Origin of the sequence: Micromonospora sp. WMMA1996 (assembly GCF_002573675.1) — a bacterium.
Classification (GTDB): domain Bacteria; phylum Actinomycetota; class Actinomycetes; order Mycobacteriales; family Micromonosporaceae; genus Micromonospora; species Micromonospora sediminicola.
Genome location: NZ_PDHU01000001.1, coordinates 693,235 through 710,374, shown reverse-complemented (window position 1 = coordinate 710,374; position 17,140 = coordinate 693,235). Strand labels below are relative to the sequence as shown.

15 protein-coding genes are annotated in these 17,140 nt (G+C 74.3%); 7 read left to right on the top strand and 8 right to left on the bottom strand.

What is annotated here, in order from left to right; translation table 11 throughout:
- Window positions 1-39: 39 nt before the first annotated feature.
- Both COO58_RS03375 and COO58_RS03370 read right to left on the bottom strand, forming a co-directional pair.
- A complete protein-coding gene (locus COO58_RS03375; RefSeq protein WP_098743770.1) occupies window positions 40-1,134 on the bottom strand; it encodes a DUF4352 domain-containing protein in 1,095 nt (364 codons plus the stop codon).
- A 75-nt stretch (window positions 1,135-1,209) separates the two neighbouring features.
- Window positions 1,210-1,866, bottom strand: coding sequence for a 4'-phosphopantetheinyl transferase (locus COO58_RS03370; RefSeq protein ID WP_091582559.1), 657 nt, complete (start codon window positions 1,864-1,866; stop codon window positions 1,210-1,212).
- A 179-nt stretch (window positions 1,867-2,045) separates the two neighbouring features.
- Here COO58_RS03370 and COO58_RS03365 point away from each other — a divergent pair, with 179 nt between their 5' ends.
- The gene (locus COO58_RS03365) at window positions 2,046-2,264 is read left to right on the top strand and encodes a hypothetical protein (RefSeq protein ID WP_342672788.1); all 219 of its coding nucleotides are present in this window, start codon (window positions 2,046-2,048) and stop codon (window positions 2,262-2,264) included.
- Window positions 2,265-2,323: 59 nt separating this feature from the next.
- Here the strand turns inward: COO58_RS03365 and COO58_RS03360 are convergent, their stop codons facing one another.
- The 3 genes from COO58_RS03360 to COO58_RS03350 all read right to left on the bottom strand — a co-directional run bounded on the left by COO58_RS03360 (window position 2,324) and on the right by COO58_RS03350 (window position 6,355).
- Entirely contained in the window at window positions 2,324-3,097 is a 774-nt protein-coding gene (locus COO58_RS03360; protein ID WP_098743769.1) for a peptidase, read from the bottom strand.
- 2 nt (window positions 3,098-3,099) lie between these two features.
- Window positions 3,100-4,389: a VWA domain-containing protein gene (locus COO58_RS03355; RefSeq protein WP_098743768.1), complete on the bottom strand. Its 1,290-nt coding sequence runs from the start codon at window positions 4,387-4,389 to the stop codon at window positions 3,100-3,102.
- 280 nt (window positions 4,390-4,669) lie between these two features.
- Entirely contained in the window at window positions 4,670-6,355 is a 1,686-nt protein-coding gene (locus COO58_RS03350) for a dolichyl-phosphate-mannose--protein mannosyltransferase (protein WP_091582541.1), read from the bottom strand.
- A gap of 92 nt (window positions 6,356-6,447) precedes the next feature.
- Here COO58_RS03350 and rsmI point away from each other — a divergent pair, with 92 nt between their 5' ends.
- Complete coding sequence (gene rsmI / locus COO58_RS03345) at window positions 6,448-7,287, top strand: 16S rRNA (cytidine(1402)-2'-O)-methyltransferase (protein ID WP_369700188.1); 840 nt, start codon at window positions 6,448-6,450, stop codon at window positions 7,285-7,287.
- Window positions 7,288-7,300: 13 nt separating this feature from the next.
- Here rsmI and COO58_RS03340 read toward each other — a convergent pair whose 3' ends face one another.
- On the bottom strand, window positions 7,301-8,134 hold the full coding sequence (locus COO58_RS03340) for a hypothetical protein (RefSeq protein WP_255292508.1): 834 nt from the start codon (window positions 8,132-8,134) through the stop codon (window positions 7,301-7,303).
- 127 nt (window positions 8,135-8,261) lie between these two features.
- Between COO58_RS03340 and metG the strand changes: the two genes are divergently transcribed.
- A complete protein-coding gene (gene metG / locus COO58_RS03335; RefSeq protein ID WP_091582532.1) occupies window positions 8,262-10,064 on the top strand; it encodes a methionine--tRNA ligase in 1,803 nt (600 codons plus the stop codon).
- A gap of 57 nt (window positions 10,065-10,121) precedes the next feature.
- Here the strand turns inward: metG and COO58_RS03330 are convergent, their stop codons facing one another.
- On the bottom strand, window positions 10,122-10,973 hold the full coding sequence (locus tag COO58_RS03330; RefSeq protein WP_091582528.1) for an alpha/beta fold hydrolase: 852 nt from the start codon (window positions 10,971-10,973) through the stop codon (window positions 10,122-10,124).
- A 60-nt stretch (window positions 10,974-11,033) separates the two neighbouring features.
- Window positions 11,034-12,278: a hypothetical protein gene (locus tag COO58_RS03325; protein ID WP_091582525.1), complete on the bottom strand. Its 1,245-nt coding sequence runs from the start codon at window positions 12,276-12,278 to the stop codon at window positions 11,034-11,036.
- Window positions 12,279-12,359: 81 nt separating this feature from the next.
- Between COO58_RS03325 and COO58_RS03320 the strand changes: the two genes are divergently transcribed.
- The 4 genes from COO58_RS03320 to COO58_RS03305 all read left to right on the top strand — a co-directional run bounded on the left by COO58_RS03320 (window position 12,360) and on the right by COO58_RS03305 (window position 17,118).
- The gene (locus tag COO58_RS03320; RefSeq protein ID WP_098743766.1) at window positions 12,360-13,265 is read left to right on the top strand and encodes a TatD family hydrolase; all 906 of its coding nucleotides are present in this window, start codon (window positions 12,360-12,362) and stop codon (window positions 13,263-13,265) included.
- Between the two features lie 81 nt (window positions 13,266-13,346).
- Window positions 13,347-14,216 carry a 16S rRNA (adenine(1518)-N(6)/adenine(1519)-N(6))-dimethyltransferase RsmA gene (gene rsmA, locus COO58_RS03315; protein WP_098743765.1) on the top strand — a complete coding sequence of 290 codons (870 nt, stop codon included), beginning with the start codon at window positions 13,347-13,349 and terminating at the stop codon, window positions 14,214-14,216.
- Window positions 14,217-14,300: 84 nt separating this feature from the next.
- On the top strand, window positions 14,301-15,254 hold the full coding sequence (locus COO58_RS03310; protein ID WP_091582514.1) for a 4-(cytidine 5'-diphospho)-2-C-methyl-D-erythritol kinase: 954 nt from the start codon (window positions 14,301-14,303) through the stop codon (window positions 15,252-15,254).
- A gap of 64 nt (window positions 15,255-15,318) precedes the next feature.
- A complete protein-coding gene (locus COO58_RS03305; protein ID WP_098743763.1) occupies window positions 15,319-17,118 on the top strand; it encodes an ABC-F family ATP-binding cassette domain-containing protein in 1,800 nt (599 codons plus the stop codon).
- Window positions 17,119-17,140: the final 22 nt, after the last annotated feature.

Below are 17,140 nucleotides of genomic sequence, written 5' to 3'. Positions count from 1 at the left end.
CCCCGGGCGGGACCGGCCCCCGTTCGGGGTCACGCGGGGTCAGGGCTTCCAGGACCCGGCGGTACGCAGGTGGTGCTCGTACTCGACGACGCCGTTCTGGTCCTTCACGTCGAAGATCAGCTGGCCGCTGCGCTTGGAGCCGGCGGGCAGGTTGTTGCCCGAGGTCATCAGCTTGCCGCAGCCGGAGAAGGCCCCACCGATGCCGTTCTCCTCGGTGCCGTCCGCCGCCTTCCAGGTGAAGAAGAACGGGTTGATCGACCCGGTGCCCTTGGTGACCTCGGCGGTCACGTCGGCGATCAGGAAGGTGCCGTTCTTCGGGCCCGGCATGAATTCCCGGCACGCGGCGCTCTTGGTCCGGAAGTTGCCGACGGTGATCTCGACGGTGCCCTCGTCGTCGTTGACGATCAGCTTGTCGCCGGCGGGCATGTTGAAGGTCTTGTCGTCGGTCGTGCCCGGCTGCGGCGTGTTGGAGGTGTCGCCGGTCGGGGTGTCACCGATCGGGTTGCTGTAGGTGACGCCCGGAGTGGGCAGCGTGTCGATCGCTTCCTTGGTCTTCTTCGCGCCACTGTAGATCGCGAAGATGCCACCGCCGCAGCAGAGCAGCAGCATGACCGCCGCCACGATGCCGACCGTGATCCAGACGTTCTTGCTGGACTTCTTGGCCGGCGGCCCGAACGGCTGCCCCGGCGGGGGCGGGTACGGCCCGGACGCCGGGTACTGCCCGGGCGGCGGCGGGTAGGGCGGCTGCCCACCGGGCGGCGGGTAGCCACCCGGCGGCGGGTACGCGCCACCCGGTGGCGGATACGACGCGCCCGGGGCCGGCGGCGCGGGCGGGTACGCCTCGGTCGGCGCCGGCGGCTGGTACGACGGGTACGCCTCGGTGGGCGCGGCCGGCGGCTGGTACGACGGGTACGCCTCGGTCGGCGCGGGCGGCGGCGGGTACGGCGCGCCGGAGGTCGGCGGCTGCGGAGCGTACGGCGCGCCCGAGGTCGGCGGCGTGCCCGGGGCGGGCGGCGGCGCGTACGGGCTGCCCGACACCGGCGGCATCGGCGCGGTGGGAAACGCCTGTGTGGGCGGTTCCGGCGGCTGCTGGTTCGGGTCCTGCGACCCGGACGGAGGCTGAGGGTGGCTCACCGTACTCCTTGGGCACCTTCGGGATTTTCAGTCGGAACGACGGTACAAGCCGGCGGCAACCAGACCGTCAGGCCCTCACCGACGTGGCAGAACGGCGGCGGTGCGGACCAGATCGTCGTCGACCGCGAACCGACCGGTCATCGAGGGCGGCGGATCGGCCACCGGGGCGGCGGCGAGCCGGGCCGGCGCGATCTCCGCCCGGAACGTCCCCGCGTCGAGGTCGAGCGTGACCCGCGCGTCGGGGAAGCCCAGCCAGGTGCCGACGACCGGGTGCCAGATCTTGTAGACGGTCTCCTTGGCGCTGAACACCACCGTCGGCCAGGGCAGCCCGGCGGGCAGGCGGGCCAGCTCCGCCTCCTCGTCGGGAAGGCACACCTTCCGCCGTACGCCGGGGGAGAGTGCCCGGTGCCGCTCGGCGTCGATGCCGACCGCGCGCAGGTCGGCGGCGCGGGCGACGGCGGCGGCGCAGTAGCCCTCGGTGTGGGTGATCGCGCCGACCACGCCGGGCGGCCAGACCGGGGCGCGGTCGGGGCCGGCGGGCACCGGCGTGGGCGGCAGCCCGAGCGCGGTGAGCGCCCGGCGGGCGCACATCCGGCCGGCGGTGAAGTCACGCCGGCGGCTGGGCACCGCGCGGTCGCCCAGCCCGGCCAGCTCGGCCGGCAGCAGCTCGCCGGACCAGTCGGCCGGGCCGGCCACCGCCACGGCGACGGTGGACGGCAGCAGGTCACGCACGAGCGGCGGTGGGTGACGGGGACACTCGGTGAACGTACCGTAACGCGGGAGCGCGCTGCGGCGCTGAACCAACGTCGCGGGGGAGGCAGCGTCCACACACCACTGGTACGAACTGGAAGGAGTCGCCGATGACGCCCGGTGCGGAGGCGTCGGAACCACGGGCCGGCGAACATGTCCCCGTGACCCCCGACTGGACCTGCGGCTCGTGCGGCGACGACTGGCCGTGCGCCACGAAACGCCACCATCTGCTGCACGAGTACGAGGTCGACCGGGCGTCGTTGAGCGTCTACCTGGGCTCGTGTCTCGCCGCCGCCACGCACGACCTGCGCGCCGCGCCGGTCACCGCGCTCCAGGACCGGTTCATCGGATGGGTGCCCCGCGGCCCGCGGACGTTCTAAGCAGCTCGGCGCTCCCGGTGGCCGCCGCGTCGGGTTCACGGCGGCCACCGGTCGCGGTTCTAGGGGCGGCGGGGCCGGCGGGTGAGGGCGAAACCGGCCACGCCGGCCACGGCGGCGAGCACACCGCCCACGCCGGTCCAGACCCAGCGCGAGCCGGCCTCGGGGAGCCAGCCGGTCAGGTCGGTCTCCTCCTCGGCCACCGGCTCGGGCGTCGGCTCGGCGGTCAGCAGCGTCCCGGCCCGCGTGTTCGGCACCAGGGGCGCGGCCAGCTCACCGTCGTCGCCGGAGGCGCCGCCGGAGTCGGCGGCGCCGACCAGCATGTCCACCTCGATCGGCAGACCGAGGTCCGGCTCGGGCAGGTCGGTGACGGAGAGCCGGACGTAGTAGGTGCCGGGCAGGGGGTCGCCCGACCACGGCTCGGCCCACGGCCGCACCCGCCGCAGCGTGCAGCCGAGCGTCACGCTGGTCGCCGCCGTGTCCGCGGTGGGGGTCTGCGCGCCGGCCGTGCAGGCCTGCCGGCGGCGAAGTCCGTCGAAGACGTCGACCGTCCAGGTGGACGCGCCGCTGCGTCGCTTGGGGAAGGTGACCGTGACGCCGACCTCGTGGACCTGGCCGGCGTCGGCGCGGAACGACCAGTACAGGTGGTCGCCGGTGGAGGCGCCCACCCGTACCGGCTGGTCGGCCGTGACGGTGGGGGCGGTGAGGAACGAGGTGCCGGCCTTGGTCACGGTGGTCGCGCCCGGCGACGGGCTGGGGGCGGCGAGGGCCGCGGCCGGGGTGAGGGCCAGGCCCGCGGCGGCGGTCGCCGCCACGAGGCGAATCGGGGTACGCATCCTCAGTTCTCCCTCCACGTGGCCACCCACCAGCGGGTGAGCAGGCCGGCGAGCAGCCCGGTGACCAGGCCGGCCACGGTGAGCAGGAGCAGCAGGACCCAGCCTCGGCCGAGGTCCGGCCCGTCCGGGGCGGGGGAGGCGGCGACCACGTCCACGGTCAGCTCGACCGGCATCCCCGGTTCGGCCCGGGTGCCGGCCCGGGCCGCGAACGAGTTGCTGACCACCAGGCAGACGGTCCGCACGGCCTGCGTCCCGTCGGGGGTCGGCTCCGGGCTCGCCGCGTCCTCCTCCTCGGCGGCCGACCAGCGCAGGCCGGCCGAGACCACGTCGGTGCGCCCGCTGCCGGCGTCGACGCCGCGGACCAGCTCCCGCCCGTCCGGCGCGGTGGCCCGCAGCAGCACGCCGTAGTCCGGGTTGACCGGGCGGTCCAGCGCGACGCTGACCGAGGCGCGTAGCTCCTGCCCGGGGCGCACCGGCACGCGGTACCAGCGGTGCTCGGAGAACGCCTCCCGGTCGCTGTAGACGCCGGGTGCGAGCAGCGGCGCGCCGTCGCAGGCCGCCGCGCCGCCGACCACGGCCGGGGTGGCCGTGTACGTGTCCCGGGCCCGGTCGACCAGTTGCTTGATCCGGCCGGTCAGCTCGTCGGCGCTCTGCGCCGCCGTGTACGTGCCGCCGGTCGCGCCGGCGATGCAGAGCAGCTGCCGGCGTACCTTCTCGTCCGGGGCCAGGCCCAGCGTGTCGACGACGAGCCGGGTGCCCTGGGCGGCCAGCTCGCGGGCGACCTCGCACGGGTCGGGCGGCGCGCAGGTGTCCTCGCCGTCGGTGATCAGCACGATCCGCCGGGCGGTGCTGCCGGTGCCCAGGTCCTGCGCGGCGGAGCGCAGCGCGAGACCGACCGGGGTGAAGCCGGTCGGTCGCAGCCCGGCGACCGCGGCCTTGGCCGCCGCGCGGTCCACCGGGCCGACCGGCACGATCTGCTGCGTGTCCAGGCAGCCCTGTTTCTTGTCCTTGCCCCGGTAGGTCGCGCCGAGCACCCGGATGCCGAGCTGCGTCTCGTCGGGCAGGCCGTCGACCACCTCGTTGAACGCCTGCTGGGCGACGGAGATCCGGCTGCGCCCGTCGATGTCGCGGGCCCGCATCGAGCCGCTGACGTCGAGGACCAGCTCGACCTTGGGCGGCTCGGCGGCGGGTTCGGTGGTCTCGTCGTCGGCCCCGGCGGGGCTCGGACCGATCATCGCGGTCGCCGCCAGCAGTCCGATGAGGACGGCCGTCGATCGTCTCTTGTTGATCACCGGGCGAAGTGTAGTGAGATCCACTTAGGAAGATCATCCGGGTGGGCCCCTCCCCGGGCGCCCCTCCGTCGGCCCCGCTGAGCTTCCGGAATATGACCCACCGTTAGCTGCCCGATGTAAACCTTTCGGGGGGTGGCGCATTGGTCGGAAATCTGACCCGCCCGCACCCGTTGTGCCGCTGCCGGAGTGTGGTTAAGCTCTGTCTTGCGCGCCCCAATCGCCCGCTTCCCCCGTGGCAGGCGATCGGGGCGCGCTTTTTCGTGCCCCCGTTCGGCCGGGGTCAGATCCAGCGACCGTCCAGCCACATCCGGGCAGACCAGTCGGCATAGGGCAGCAGCCGGCCGACGAACACCGGATAGAAGTAACCGAAGCAGAGCGCCACCAGCAGCACGTAGGCGCCCGCGATGATCCCGCCCACCAGCCGTCGGTCACCGACCTGCTCGGCGCTCGGTGGCGGCGCCGTCGCGGAAACCGGCGCGGGGGTCGCGATCGCGCCGAGCACGTAGACCACCGCGAGCACCAGGAACGGCACCGCCGGCGCGGCGTAGAACGAGAACATCGTCCGCCCGTCCAGCGCGAACCAGAACCAGGGCAGCAGGCCGGCGGCCACGCTGAGCAGGATGGCCCCGGCCCGCCAGTCGCGCCGGGCCAGACCCAGCCAGACGGTCGCGGCCAGCGCCGGCAGGAACGACCACCAGAGCAGCGGGGTGCCCAGCAGCAGCACCTCGGAGGCGCAGCTCGACGCGCCGCAGTTGCCGTCGCCGGACCAGTAGAACGCCACCGGCCGGCCGAGCAGGAGCCACTGCCACGGCCAGGACTGGTACTTGTGCGGGTCGTCGAGCTGCGTGTGGAAGCCGTACGCGGCCTTGTGGTATTCCCACAGATTGATCAGGGGACCGATGACCGGGGTGTCGCTCAGCCCGGGGGTGTTCGGGTAGCGGGCGGCCAGGCGGTAGTAGCCGTCGTCGCTGAGCAGCCACCCCGACCAGGTCGCCACGTAGGTGGCCACCATCAGCACGCCGGCTACCAGCAGCCAGGGCAGCTCGTCGAGGACCGCGTCCCGCCACGGGTGACGGACCCCGGCCGACCGGCGGACCCCGACCTCCCAGAGCAGCACCAGCAACGCGAACGCCGGCACGAAGTAGAGCCCGCTCCACTTCACCGCGCAGGCGCAGCCGAGCAGCACCCCGGCCGCGAACCGCCACCAGGGCCAGTCCCGCCAGCCCGACGCCGGCCGCCCGGCCCGCCCCCGCAGCGTCGGGTCGAGACCCGCCTCCAGCGCCCGCGCCCACCGCCGCCGTCGGGCGTCCCGGTCGAGCACCAGCGCGCCGAACGCGGCCAGCACGAACAGCAGCAGGAAGATGTCGAGGATGGCCGAGCGGGACAGCACCAGGTGGAAGCCGTCCAGCGCGAGCAGCAGGCCGGCCGCGCAGCCGAGCACCGTGGACCGGAACATCCGCCGGCCGATGCGCACCAGCAGCAGCACCGACACCGTGCCGGCCAGCGCCGCGCCGAAGCGCCAGCCGAACTCCGGGGCGGTCGTCACGAGGTGTCCCGGCACGGAGATGTTGGTCTCCGCGTCCTGGTAGCCGAAGGCCCACTCGCCGAGCCCGATCAGCCACTTGCCCAGCGGCGGGTGGACCACGTACGACGGGCCGTTGTCCTTGTAGTTCCACTCGACCCCGCGGTCGATGAGCCCGTACGCGTCCTTGGCGTAGTAGGTCTCGTCGAAGATCTTGCCCGGCGGGTGGCTGAGCCCGACGAAGCGCAGGATCGCGGCGATCGCCACCACCACCCCGGTGGCCAGCCAGGCCTGCCCCCGACCGATGCGGTCGTCGACGGTGGCGAGCCGGCGGCGGACGGCGGCCGGGATCCCACCCCCGCCGGTGTCGCCCGGGGAGCCGGTGGCCCGGTCGTCGGGAGAAAGCTCGGCGTTCGCGCTCTGTGCTGTCGACGCACTCGTCACCCGGCGATCGTAGGCTGCGAGGGTGCCCGGTGGCGTACGTCGTCTCCGAAATTGGTACGACCGTCGATGAGGGAGCGCACGCCGTGGGTGAAATGTCCGAGGTCGGGCGACTGGTGCTGCTCGGTGCGCCACTGGGCAACCCGGCCGACGCGTCCGCCCGGTTCCGCGAGGCGCTCGCCACCGCCGACGTGGTCGCCGCCGAGGACACCCGGCGGCTCACCCGGCTGGCCCGCGACCTGGACGTCACGGTGCCCGGCCGGATCGTCTCCTACTTCGAGGGCAACGAGGAGCGGCGTACCCCCGAACTGGTCGACGTGCTGACCGCCGGCTACACGATCGCCCTGGTCACCGACGGCGGCATGCCGAGCGTCTCCGACCCCGGCTACCGGCTGGTCCGCGCCGCGCTGGACGCCGGTGTCCCGGTGACCGCGGCCCCCGGGCCGAGCGCGGTCACCACCGCGCTGGCGCTGTCCGGGCTGCCCTGCGACCGGTTCTGCTTCGAGGGTTTCCTGCCCCGCACCCCTGGCGCCCGACGGTCCCGGCTGCGCGCGCTCGCCGCCGAGGAGCGCACGCTGGTGCTCTTCGAGGCGCCGCACCGGATCACCGGGGCGCTGGCCGACCTGGCCGAGGCGTTCGGCCCGGACCGGCCCGCCGCGCTCTGCCGGGAGCTGACCAAGACCTACGAGGAGGTGGTCCGCCGGCCGCTCGGCGAGTTGGCCGAGTGGGCCGCCGCGGGCGACGTGCGCGGCGAGATCACGTTGGTGGTGGCCGGCGCGTCACCGCAGCCGGCGGCCCGGCCGGACGACGAGACGCTGCGCGCCGCGGTCGACGAGCGCGAGGCGGCCGGGACGTCCCGGCGGGACGCGATCACCGAGGTCGCGACCACGTACGGGCTGCGTCGCCGCGAGGTCTACGAGATCGTGCACCGCTGATCGGCGGCCCGCCTCACCAGGCGGCGGCGAGGAAGCCGACGGTGATCAGCAGCGGGCCGGCCAGCGCCAGCCCCACCGCCCAGCGCCGCTGCCGCTCGTCCGCGAGCCGGGTGGCGCCGGTCCACCGGGGGATCGCGGCGGCGCAGCCCGCCACCAGGGCCAGCCCGAGCAGCCACCGCAGGTGCCGGCCGGGCCCGGTGTCCGCGTAGGCGGTGGAGCCCTGCGGCCCGGTCATCCGGGCGGGCAGCGTGCTGCCGGTGGCGGTGCGACCGGCCGGCACGCCGCTGACCCGCACGCCGTGGGCCTGGAACCGGTCGCCGTCGGCCAGGAAGATCCCCCGGCAGCGCTGGGTGAGCCCACCCCCGACACACTCGGTGATCATCACCGTGCCGCCGGTGGAGTGCCCCACCGCCAGCCAGAACGGCCCGGCGCTCACCCAGGCGAAGAACGCGGCGAGCAGGCTCAGCGTCAGCAGCGCCGCCAGACCGGCGGGCGGATCCGGCGGGTGGGCCGGGCGGGCCGGCTCCCGGCGGGCGCGGGGGCGACCGGTCCGGCGACGCGGTTCGTCGCGCAGGGGCGTGCCGTCCCAGTGCACCTTCTCGATCGGCGCCCAGACGGCGGCGTCGTCGCCCGCCGGCGCGCCCCGGCGTTGCCACCGGGGCTGCCGCACCGGCACCCGGCGGGGCACGGCGTCCACCGGCGCCCCGGTGGTCGGCTCCACCTCGACCGGCGGGTCCGTCGGGTCGAGCCGGGGCTGCGGGGCGACCGGCGCGCCGGTCGCCGGCCGCGCGGCCCGCGCGGCCGCCGACGGCTCCGGTGCCGCTGGTCTACTGGTCACGACGTTCATTTCACACCGCCGCACCGGGCTCGCCGGGCAGCTCAGGCCGCGTGTCGGCGACAAATCGGGCGTACGGCGGGAACGGCCGGCCTATTGGTTCGCGGGTGCCCCGGAGCACTCACTAGGCTTGACGCTCATGAGTCACGTTCTCGCCGCGGTCGCCTGGCCCTACGCCAACGGCCCGCGCCACATCGGCCACGTATCCGGATTCGGCGTTCCCTCCGACGTCTTCGCCCGGTACATGCGGATGGCCGGCCACGACGTGCTCATGGTCTCGGGCACCGACGAGCACGGCACCCCGATCCAGGTGCAGGCCGACGCCGAGGGCGTCACGCCGCGCGAGCTGGCGGACCGCTACAACCGGGTGATCGCCGAGGACCTGCGGGCGCTGGGCCTGTCCTACGACCTGTTCACCCGGACCACCACCCGCAACCACTACGCGGTGGTGCAGGAGCTGTTCACCGGGCTCTACCGCAACGGCTACATCGTCCCGAAGGTCACCACCGGGGCGATCTCCCCGTCCACCGGCCGCACCCTGCCCGACCGCTACATCGAGGGCACCTGCCCGATCTGCGGCTACGACAGCGCGCGCGGTGACCAGTGCGACAACTGCGGCAACCAGCTCGACCCGATCGACCTGATCAACCCCAAGTCCAAGATCAACGGCGAGACGCCGGAGTTCGTGGAGACCGAGCACTTCTTCCTCGACCTCCCCGCCCTGGCCGACGCGCTGCGGCAGTGGCTCGACAGCCGGGACGGCTGGCGGCCCAACGTGCTGCGCTTCTCCCGCAACCTGCTCGACGACCTCCAGCCCCGGGCCATCACCCGCGACCTGGAGTGGGGCGTGCCGATCCCCCTCGACGGCTGGCAGGACCGGTCCGACAAGCGGATCTACGTCTGGTTCGACGCGGTCATCGGCTACCTGTCCGCCTCCATCGAGTGGGCCCGCCGCTCCGGCGACCCGGAGGCGTGGCGCAGGTGGTGGTCGACCGACGGCGAGGGGAAGGACGCCCGCTCCTACTACTTCATGGGCAAGGACAACATCGTCTTCCACTCGGTGATCTGGCCGGCCCTGCTCGGCGGCTACTCCGGCGAGGGTTCCCGCGACGGCGAGCCCGGCGACCTGGGCCGGCTCAACCTGCCCACCGAGGTCGTCTCCAGCGAATACCTGACCATGGAGGGGCGGAAGTTCTCCTCCTCCCGCAAGGTGGTCATCTACGTCCGGGACTTCCTGGAGCGCTACGACGCCGACGCGCTGCGCTACTTCATCGCGGTGGCCGGCCCGGAGAGCAACGACACCGACTTCACCTGGGCCGAGTTCCTCCGCCGCAACAACGACGAGCTGGTCGCCGGCTGGGGCAACCTGGTCAACCGGTCCGTGTCGATGGCGGCGAAGAACTTCGGCGCGATCCCGCCGGTCGACCCGGCCGGGCTCACCGACGCCGACCGGGCGCTGCTGGACACCGCCCGCGCCGGTTTCACGGTGGTCGGCGACCTGATCGCCCGGCACCGGCAGAAGCAGGCCATCGGCGAGGCGATGAAGGTCGTCGCCGAGGCCAACAAGTACCTGTCCGAGCAGGCGCCGTGGAAGCTCAAGGGCGACGACGACAAGCCCCGGATGGGCACCATCCTGCACGTCGCGCTCCAGGTGGTCAGCGACGCCAACACGCTGCTCACCCCGTTCCTGCCGCACTCCGCCCAGAAGATCCACGAGCTGCTCGGCGGCACCGGCACGCACGCGCCGATGCCGGTCATCGAGGAGGTCGACGACCTCGACGGCGGGCCGGCGTACCCGGTGCTGACCGGCGACTACACGGTCGGGGCGCGCTGGGAGTCCGTACCCCTGGAGGTGGGCCGGCCGCTCGCGGCGCCGAAGCCGGTGTTCCGCAAGCTCGACCCGTCCGTCGTCGACGAGGAACTGGCCCGCCTCGCCGGCTGACCGCGTACGCGTGACCGCGGCCCCGGGGGATCCCCGGGGCCGCGGTTGTCCGCCCGGTCAGGCGGTCGCCATGCTCGGCTTGCCGATGAACTCCATGATGGCCTTGTTGACCTCGGTCGGATGCGTCCACGGCGTGCCGTGCGGCGCGCCCTTGAGCGTGACCAGCTTGGCGTCGGACAGCATGTTCACCAGCCGCTGACCCGTCACCGGGTACGGCAGCACGTTGTCCTTGTCGCCCTGGATGATCAGCACCGGCACGTCGATGTTCGGCAGGTCACCGCGGAAGTCGGTCTGCCAGGCGTCCACCGAGTCGTGGGTGCCCTTGGCCGACGCCTGCGCGCCGATCTGCCAGTGCGCGTGGTAGGCCTCGTCGCTGACCAGCTTGCCCCGGTTCTCGCTGGCGTTGAAGAACGCGTCGCAGAACTGGGTCAGGTAGGCGAACCGGTCCTGGATGATCGCCTTCTGGAACCCCTCGAACAGGCTCTTGTCGACGCCCTCCGGGTCGTCGGGCGCCTTCAGCAGATACGGCGCCAACGGGGCCATCATGACCGCCCGGTCCACCCGGTCCGACCCGTACGCGCCCAGGTAGCGGGTGACCTCACCGGTGCCCATCGAGTGCCCGATCAGGATCGCGTTGCGCAGGTCCAGCTCGGTCATCAGCACGTCGAGGTCGGCGGCGAACGTGTCGTAGTCGTAGCCGAAGGCCGGCTGCGCCGAATTCCCGAAACCGCGCCGGTCGTACGTGATCACCCGGTATCCGGCGGCGAGCAGCGGACCGCTCATCTTCTCCCAGGTCGCCCCGTTGAACGGGAACCCGTGGATCAGCACGATCGGCTGACCGGAGCCGTGATCCTCGTAGTACAGGTCGATGGGTGCGGAATTCTCCGTACCGACGGTGACGAAAGGCATGTCGGAAACATCCTCCTGCGTGGGGCCTCGGACGCCCACGCCTTCCCGACCAGCCGCCGTCTATGCGCCCCGCTGCGGATACGGCAGATCCACCACCCGGTCGTCGGCCAGCTCCGCGCCCGGCGCCCACACCTCGTAGACACCCCGTTCGTGACACTGCGCCCCGGTCGCTGCCACCGCGTCCGGATCCGGACGGGACAGCCGCAACCGCGACCACCCCGCCTCCTCCCGCAGCACCAGACAGGGGACCCCACGCCAGGACGCCGTGCGCAGCCGCCGCGCCGCCGCCTCCACCGGATAGCGGGCCGCCCGGGTCATCGCCAGCACCCGGAACCCGCCCGGCTGGTCGGCCACCGCCTCGTACTCCGTCCCGCCGTACGCGCCGACGAGCTGGGTGGAGCGCGGCGCGTCACCGGTCGGCACGTACTCCTGGTCGGCGGAGAGACCGGGCACCGCGGCCAGCAGGTGCCGCCACTGCGGGCCGGCCAGACGCAACCAGCCGCGCTGCTCCGCCTGGTAGGTGTAGAGCACCACCTCCACCCCCTCGGCCGGATAGGCCAGCAGCGTGGCGTTCGCCGGCATCGGCAGGTCGGCGAAGTCCCGGGTGACGAACTCCGGGACGAGCTGGGCGTTGCTCGGCACGAACCCGGTGCCCAGCACCGGCGGGCCGAGCCGGTCCCGCGGCGGCAGCGCGGTCAACCCCCGGTGGGCCGCGCCGACCGGGACGTCGTAGTCGGCCGGGTCGGCGGCCCGCCAGCGCAACGCGTACGCCACGTCGCCGCCCTCCGGGTCGCCGCGCAGCACCGCCATCCCCGCCGGCGTCCGCAGGTGCGCCACGTCGTGCTCCCGGTAGCAGAAGCCGTGCGGCAGCCAGCCCCGCACGTAACCGGCGAGCTGCCGCGCGGACAGCACCTTCACCATCCGGGTGCCCGGCCGGATCACCGCCGACGCGCGGACCGCCGCCAGCGTCGGGTCACCGGCCGCCCCCGGCTGCTGGCTGAGCTGGTGCACGTACGCCCAACCCCGGTCACGGTGCAGCGGCATCAGCAGCGGCGGGTCCGCGTCCTCGCTCGGCTCGGCCGCCCCGTGCACCGCGCCCACCTCGGTCGCGTGGACGAACCTGCGCCACGGGTAGGCCAGCCCGGGCCGGGGGCACCACTCGAAGCCGGGGGCCTCGTCGGCGCTGAACAACTCGTACGCGGCGCCCCGGGCGATCTCCTCGGCCGGGTGCACGCGACCGTCGTACGTCACGCGCAACCCGGTCCGCTCGGAGGCGGCCCCGCCGGTCTGGTCGGTGACGGTCACCCCGGGACGCTAAGCCGGCCAGATGTTGACCGTGTGAACAGCCGGTGGCGGTCCGGGAACGTCGGCCCCGGCGGGTGTGTGATGCTGGCCGCGATGACCGAGCAGACCGAGACCCGCAAGCAGCGCGCCGCCCGCCGCGCCGGCGAGTTCCCGCCCGCCCCCGAGCCGCTGCCCCGCCCCGTGCTGGACAGCCACACCCACCTCGACATCACCGTCGGCGAGTACGGGACGCCCGGCGGCGCCACCACCACCGGCGACGACCCGGTCGCCGCCGCGATCGCCGTCGCCGCGCAGGTCGGGGTCGACCGGCTCGTCCAGGTCGGCGTGGACGTCGAGTCGTCCCGGTGGGGCGCCGACGTCGCCGACCGGTACGCCCCGGTGCTGGCCACCGTGGCGCTGCACCCCAACGAGGCGCCCCGCCTGGCCGACCTCGACGAGGCGCTGCGCGAGATCGAGGCGCTGGCCGGCCGGGACCGGGTCCGGGGCGTCGGCGAGACCGGCATGGACTTCTTCCGCACCGGCGACGCGGGGCGGGCCGCGCAGGAGGAGAGCTTCCGCGCGCACATCGCCATCGCCAAGCGGCACGGCAAGGCGCTGGTCATCCACGACCGCGACGCCCACGCCGACGTGCTGCGCATCGTCGACGACGAGGGCGCGCCGGACACCGTCGTCATGCACTGCTTCTCCGGCGACGCCGACTTCGCCCGCGAGTGCGTCCGCCGCGGCTTCCTGCTCAGCTTCGCCGGCACCGTCACGTTCGGCAGCGCCGCCGCGCTGCGGGAGGCCGCCGCCGTCACCCCGCCGCAGCAGATGCTGGTGGAGACCGACGCCCCCTACCTCACCCCGATGCCGCACCGGGGACGGCCGAACGCGTCGTACCTGATCCCGCTGACCGTCCGGTTCCTCGCCGAGACCACCGGCGCCGACCTGGACACCCTGTGCGCGGCCATCTCCACCAACGGTGACCGAGCATTCGGCCCCTGGTGAAAGGAGGGGGCCCTTCTTAACACCAGGCGATAAGAAGGGGCCCCTCCTAACGGCAACACCCAGGCGCTTACGCTACGGGGCGTGACCGGACTCCTCGGCCCGGCGGAGATCCGGGAACTCGCCGCGCGGCTCGGCGTCACGCCGACCAAGAAGCTCGGCCAGAACTTCGTGCACGACCCGAACACCGTCCGCCGGATCGTCACCGCCGCCGGGCTGACCCCGGACGACGTGGCGCTGGAGGTCGGCCCCGGGCTCGGCTCGCTCACCCTGGCCCTGCTGCCGGTGGCCGCGCACGTGCACGCCGTGGAACTCGACCCGACGCTCGCCGCCGCGCTGCCGGAGACCGCCGCCCGGTTCGCCGGCCCGGACGCCGCCCGGCTCACCGTGCACCCCGCCGACGCGCTGCGGGTCACCGCCGCCGACCTGGCCGACCCGGCGCCCACCGCGCTGGTGGCGAACCTGCCCTACAACGTGGCCGTCCCGGTGGTGCTGCACCTCCTCGCCGAGCTGCCCACCCTGCGCCACGGCCTGGTCATGGTGCAGAAGGAGGTCGCCGACCGGCTCGTCGCCGGACCCGGCTCCAAGGTCTACGGCATCCCCTCGGTCAAGCTCGCCTGGTACGCCCGCTCCCGCTCCGCCGGCAAGGTCCCGCCGAACGTGTTCTGGCCGGTGCCCAACGTCGACTCCGGCCTGGTCGCGTTCACCCGACGCGAACCGCCCCGCCCGGACGTACCCCGGTCGGCCGTCTTCGCCGTGGTCGACGCCGCGTTCGCCCAGCGGCGCAAGACGTTGCGGGCCGCCCTGGCCGGTTGGGCCGGCGGCGCGGACCGGGCCGCCGCGGCGCTCACCGCGGCCGGTGTCGACCCGGGCGCACGCGGCGAGTCACTCACCGTGGAGCAGTTCGCCGCCATCGCCGCGTCGGCCCCGGACGCCTCCGCCGGCGCCCAGTAGGCTGGCGCCGTTGCCCGACCCCGCCGAGGAGCTGACCGTGCAGAAGCCGTTCGACATCCGCCTGCGCCCACGGGAGCTCACCCGGTGACCGAGGCCTGGCGACCGGAGGACGAGGACGGGCAGCGGCGCGGGGCCAGCGGTCCGGTCAAGGTGCGGGTGCCCGCCAAGGTCAACCTGCATCTCGGGGTGGGACCGCTGCGGCGCGACGGCTACCACGAGCTGAACACCGTCTACCACGCGATCTCCATCTACGACGAGCTGACCGCCCGCCGCGGCGACACGCTCACCCTGACCATGGAGGGCGAGGGCGCCGGCGAGCTGGCCCTGGACGACTCGAACCTGGTGATGCGGGCCGCGCACGCCCTCGCCGGCTACGCCGGTGTCGCCCCGCACGCCCGGCTGCACCTGCGCAAGCAGATCCCGCTCGCCGGCGGGCTGGCCGGCGGCAGCGCCGACGCGGCCGCCGCGCTGGTCGCCTGCGACGCGCTCTGGGGCACCGGCCTGTCCCGCGACGAACTGGCCGGCATCGCCGCCGACCTCGGCTCCGACGTGCCGTTCCTGATCCACGGCGGCACCGCGCTGGGCACCGGCCGGGGCGAGGCGGTCAGTCCGGTGCTGGCCCGCCCCACCTCCTGGCACTGGGTGGTGGCCGTCGCCGACGGCGGCCTGTCCACCCCGGCCGCCTACCGCGAACTCGACCGGCTGCGCGACGCCGGCACCGCCGGCGAGCCGCTGGGCAGCACCGACGCGCTGCTCGGCGCGCTGCGGCAGCGGGACCCCCGGGTGCTGGGCGCCACGCTCGGCAACGACCTGCAGGCCGCCGCGCTGACCATGCGTCCCGCCCTGGCCGCGACGCTCAAGGCGGGCGAGGCCGCCGGCGCGCTCGCCGGGATCGTCTCCGGCTCCGGACCGACCTGCGTGTTCCTCGCCGCCGACGCCGCCGACGCCGGACGGATCGCCGCCGAGCTGACCGCCGCCGGGGTGTGCCGGGAGGCACGGGTCGCCCACGGCCCGGTCGCCGGCGCCCGCGTCGTCTGACGCCCCGTACCCTTGACCCAGGCGTCCCGGCCCCCGGGGCGCCTGAGTCATGAAGGGTGGGTCTGTGGCCAACATCGTCAACCTGGACCGGGTGTCCAAGGGGTACGGCGCCGCCGGGCCGCTGCTCACCGACGTCTCGCTCGGCCTCGACGACGCCGACCGGGTCGGCGTCGTCGGCCTCAACGGCGCCGGCAAGTCGACCCTGCTGCGGTTGCTCACCCGCACCGAGGAGCCCGACGACGGCCGCGTCACCCACCGCCGGGACCTGCGGGTGGCCTGGCTGCCGCAGCGCCTGGATCTGGCCCCCGACCTCACCGTGCGGGACGTCGTCCTCGGCACCGCCTGGCTAAACGAGAGCATGGGCGCCGAGCACGAGTGGGCCGGCGACGCCGGCGTCCGGGCCATCCTCGACGGCCTCGGCATGCCCCACCTCGGCCTCGACACGCCGGTCGGCCCGATGTCCGGCGGCGAGCGCCGCCGGGTCGCGCTCGCCGCGCTGCTGGTCCGCGACGCCGACCTGCTCGTCCTCGACGAGCCCACCAACCACCTCGACGTCGGCGGCGTCGACTGGCTGGCCCGGCACCTGGTCAGCCGCAAGGGCGCGCTCGTCGTGGTCACCCACGACCGCTGGTTCCTGGACGCCGTCTGCACCACCACCTGGGAGGTCGCCGACCAGACCGTCCGGGCGTACGAGGGCGGCTTCGCGGCGTGGACGCTGGCCCGCGTCGAGCGGCAGCGGGTCGCCGCGGCCACCGAGGCCCGCCGGCAGAACCTGCTCCGCAAGGAGATCGCGTGGCTGCGCCGGGGCGCGCCGGCGCGCACCTCCAAGCCCAAGTTCCGCATCGACGCCGCCAACGCGCTCATCGCCGACGTGCCGGAACCGCGCGACACCATGTCGCTGCAACGGCTCGCCACCGCCCGCCTCGGCAAGCAGGTGTACGACCTGGAGCACGTCCGCCTGCACGCCGGCCCCAAGGAGATCCTGCACGACACCACCTGGCAGGTCGGTCCCGGCGACCGGGTGGCGATCCTCGGGCGCAACGGCGCCGGCAAGACCACCCTGCTGCGGATGCTGGCCGGGGTGACCCGCCCCGACGGCGGCCGGTTCGCCGCCGGGCAGACCGTGCGGCCGGCGTTCCTCTCCCAGGAACTCGCCGAACTCCCCGGCCACCTGCGCGTCCTGGAGGCGGTCGAGGAGGTGGCCCGGCGGGTCCAGTTCGGCGACCGCGAGATCAGCGCCTCCCAGCTCGCCGAGATCTTCGGCTTCGACGACCGGCGGCTCTGGACGCCGGTGAGCGACCTGTCCGGCGGTGAGCGCCGCCGCCTCCAGATGCTGCGGCTGCTCGCCGGCGAACCCAACGTGCTCCTGCTCGACGAGCCCACCAACGACCTGGACACCGACACGCTCGCCGCGCTGGAGGACCTGCTCGACTCCTGGCCCGGCACCATCGTGGTGGCCAGCCACGACCGCTACCTGATCGAGCGGGTCACCGACGTCGCGTACGGCATGTTCGGCGACGGCCGGCTCGTGCACCTGCCCGGCGGCGTCGACGAGTACCTGGCCCGCGCCGCCGCGGCCGGCGGCCCGGCGCCCGCCGACCTCACCCCCGGCACGGCCGCCCCGGCCCGCGACGGCATGTCCGCCGCCGAGGTACGCGTCGCGAAGAAGGAACTCACCCGGCTGGAGCGGCAGATCGCCAAGTTGGAGCAGAAGGAGGCGGGCCTGCACGAGCAGCTCGCCGCCAACGCCACCGACTACGCGAAGGTGGCCGAGCTGGACGCCCAGCTCAAGGAGGTGCGGGCCGAGCGGGACCGCACCGAGGAGACCTGGCTGGCCCTGGCCGAGGAGCTGCCGGCCGGCTGAGCATGGGGGGTGTGCGGCGTCA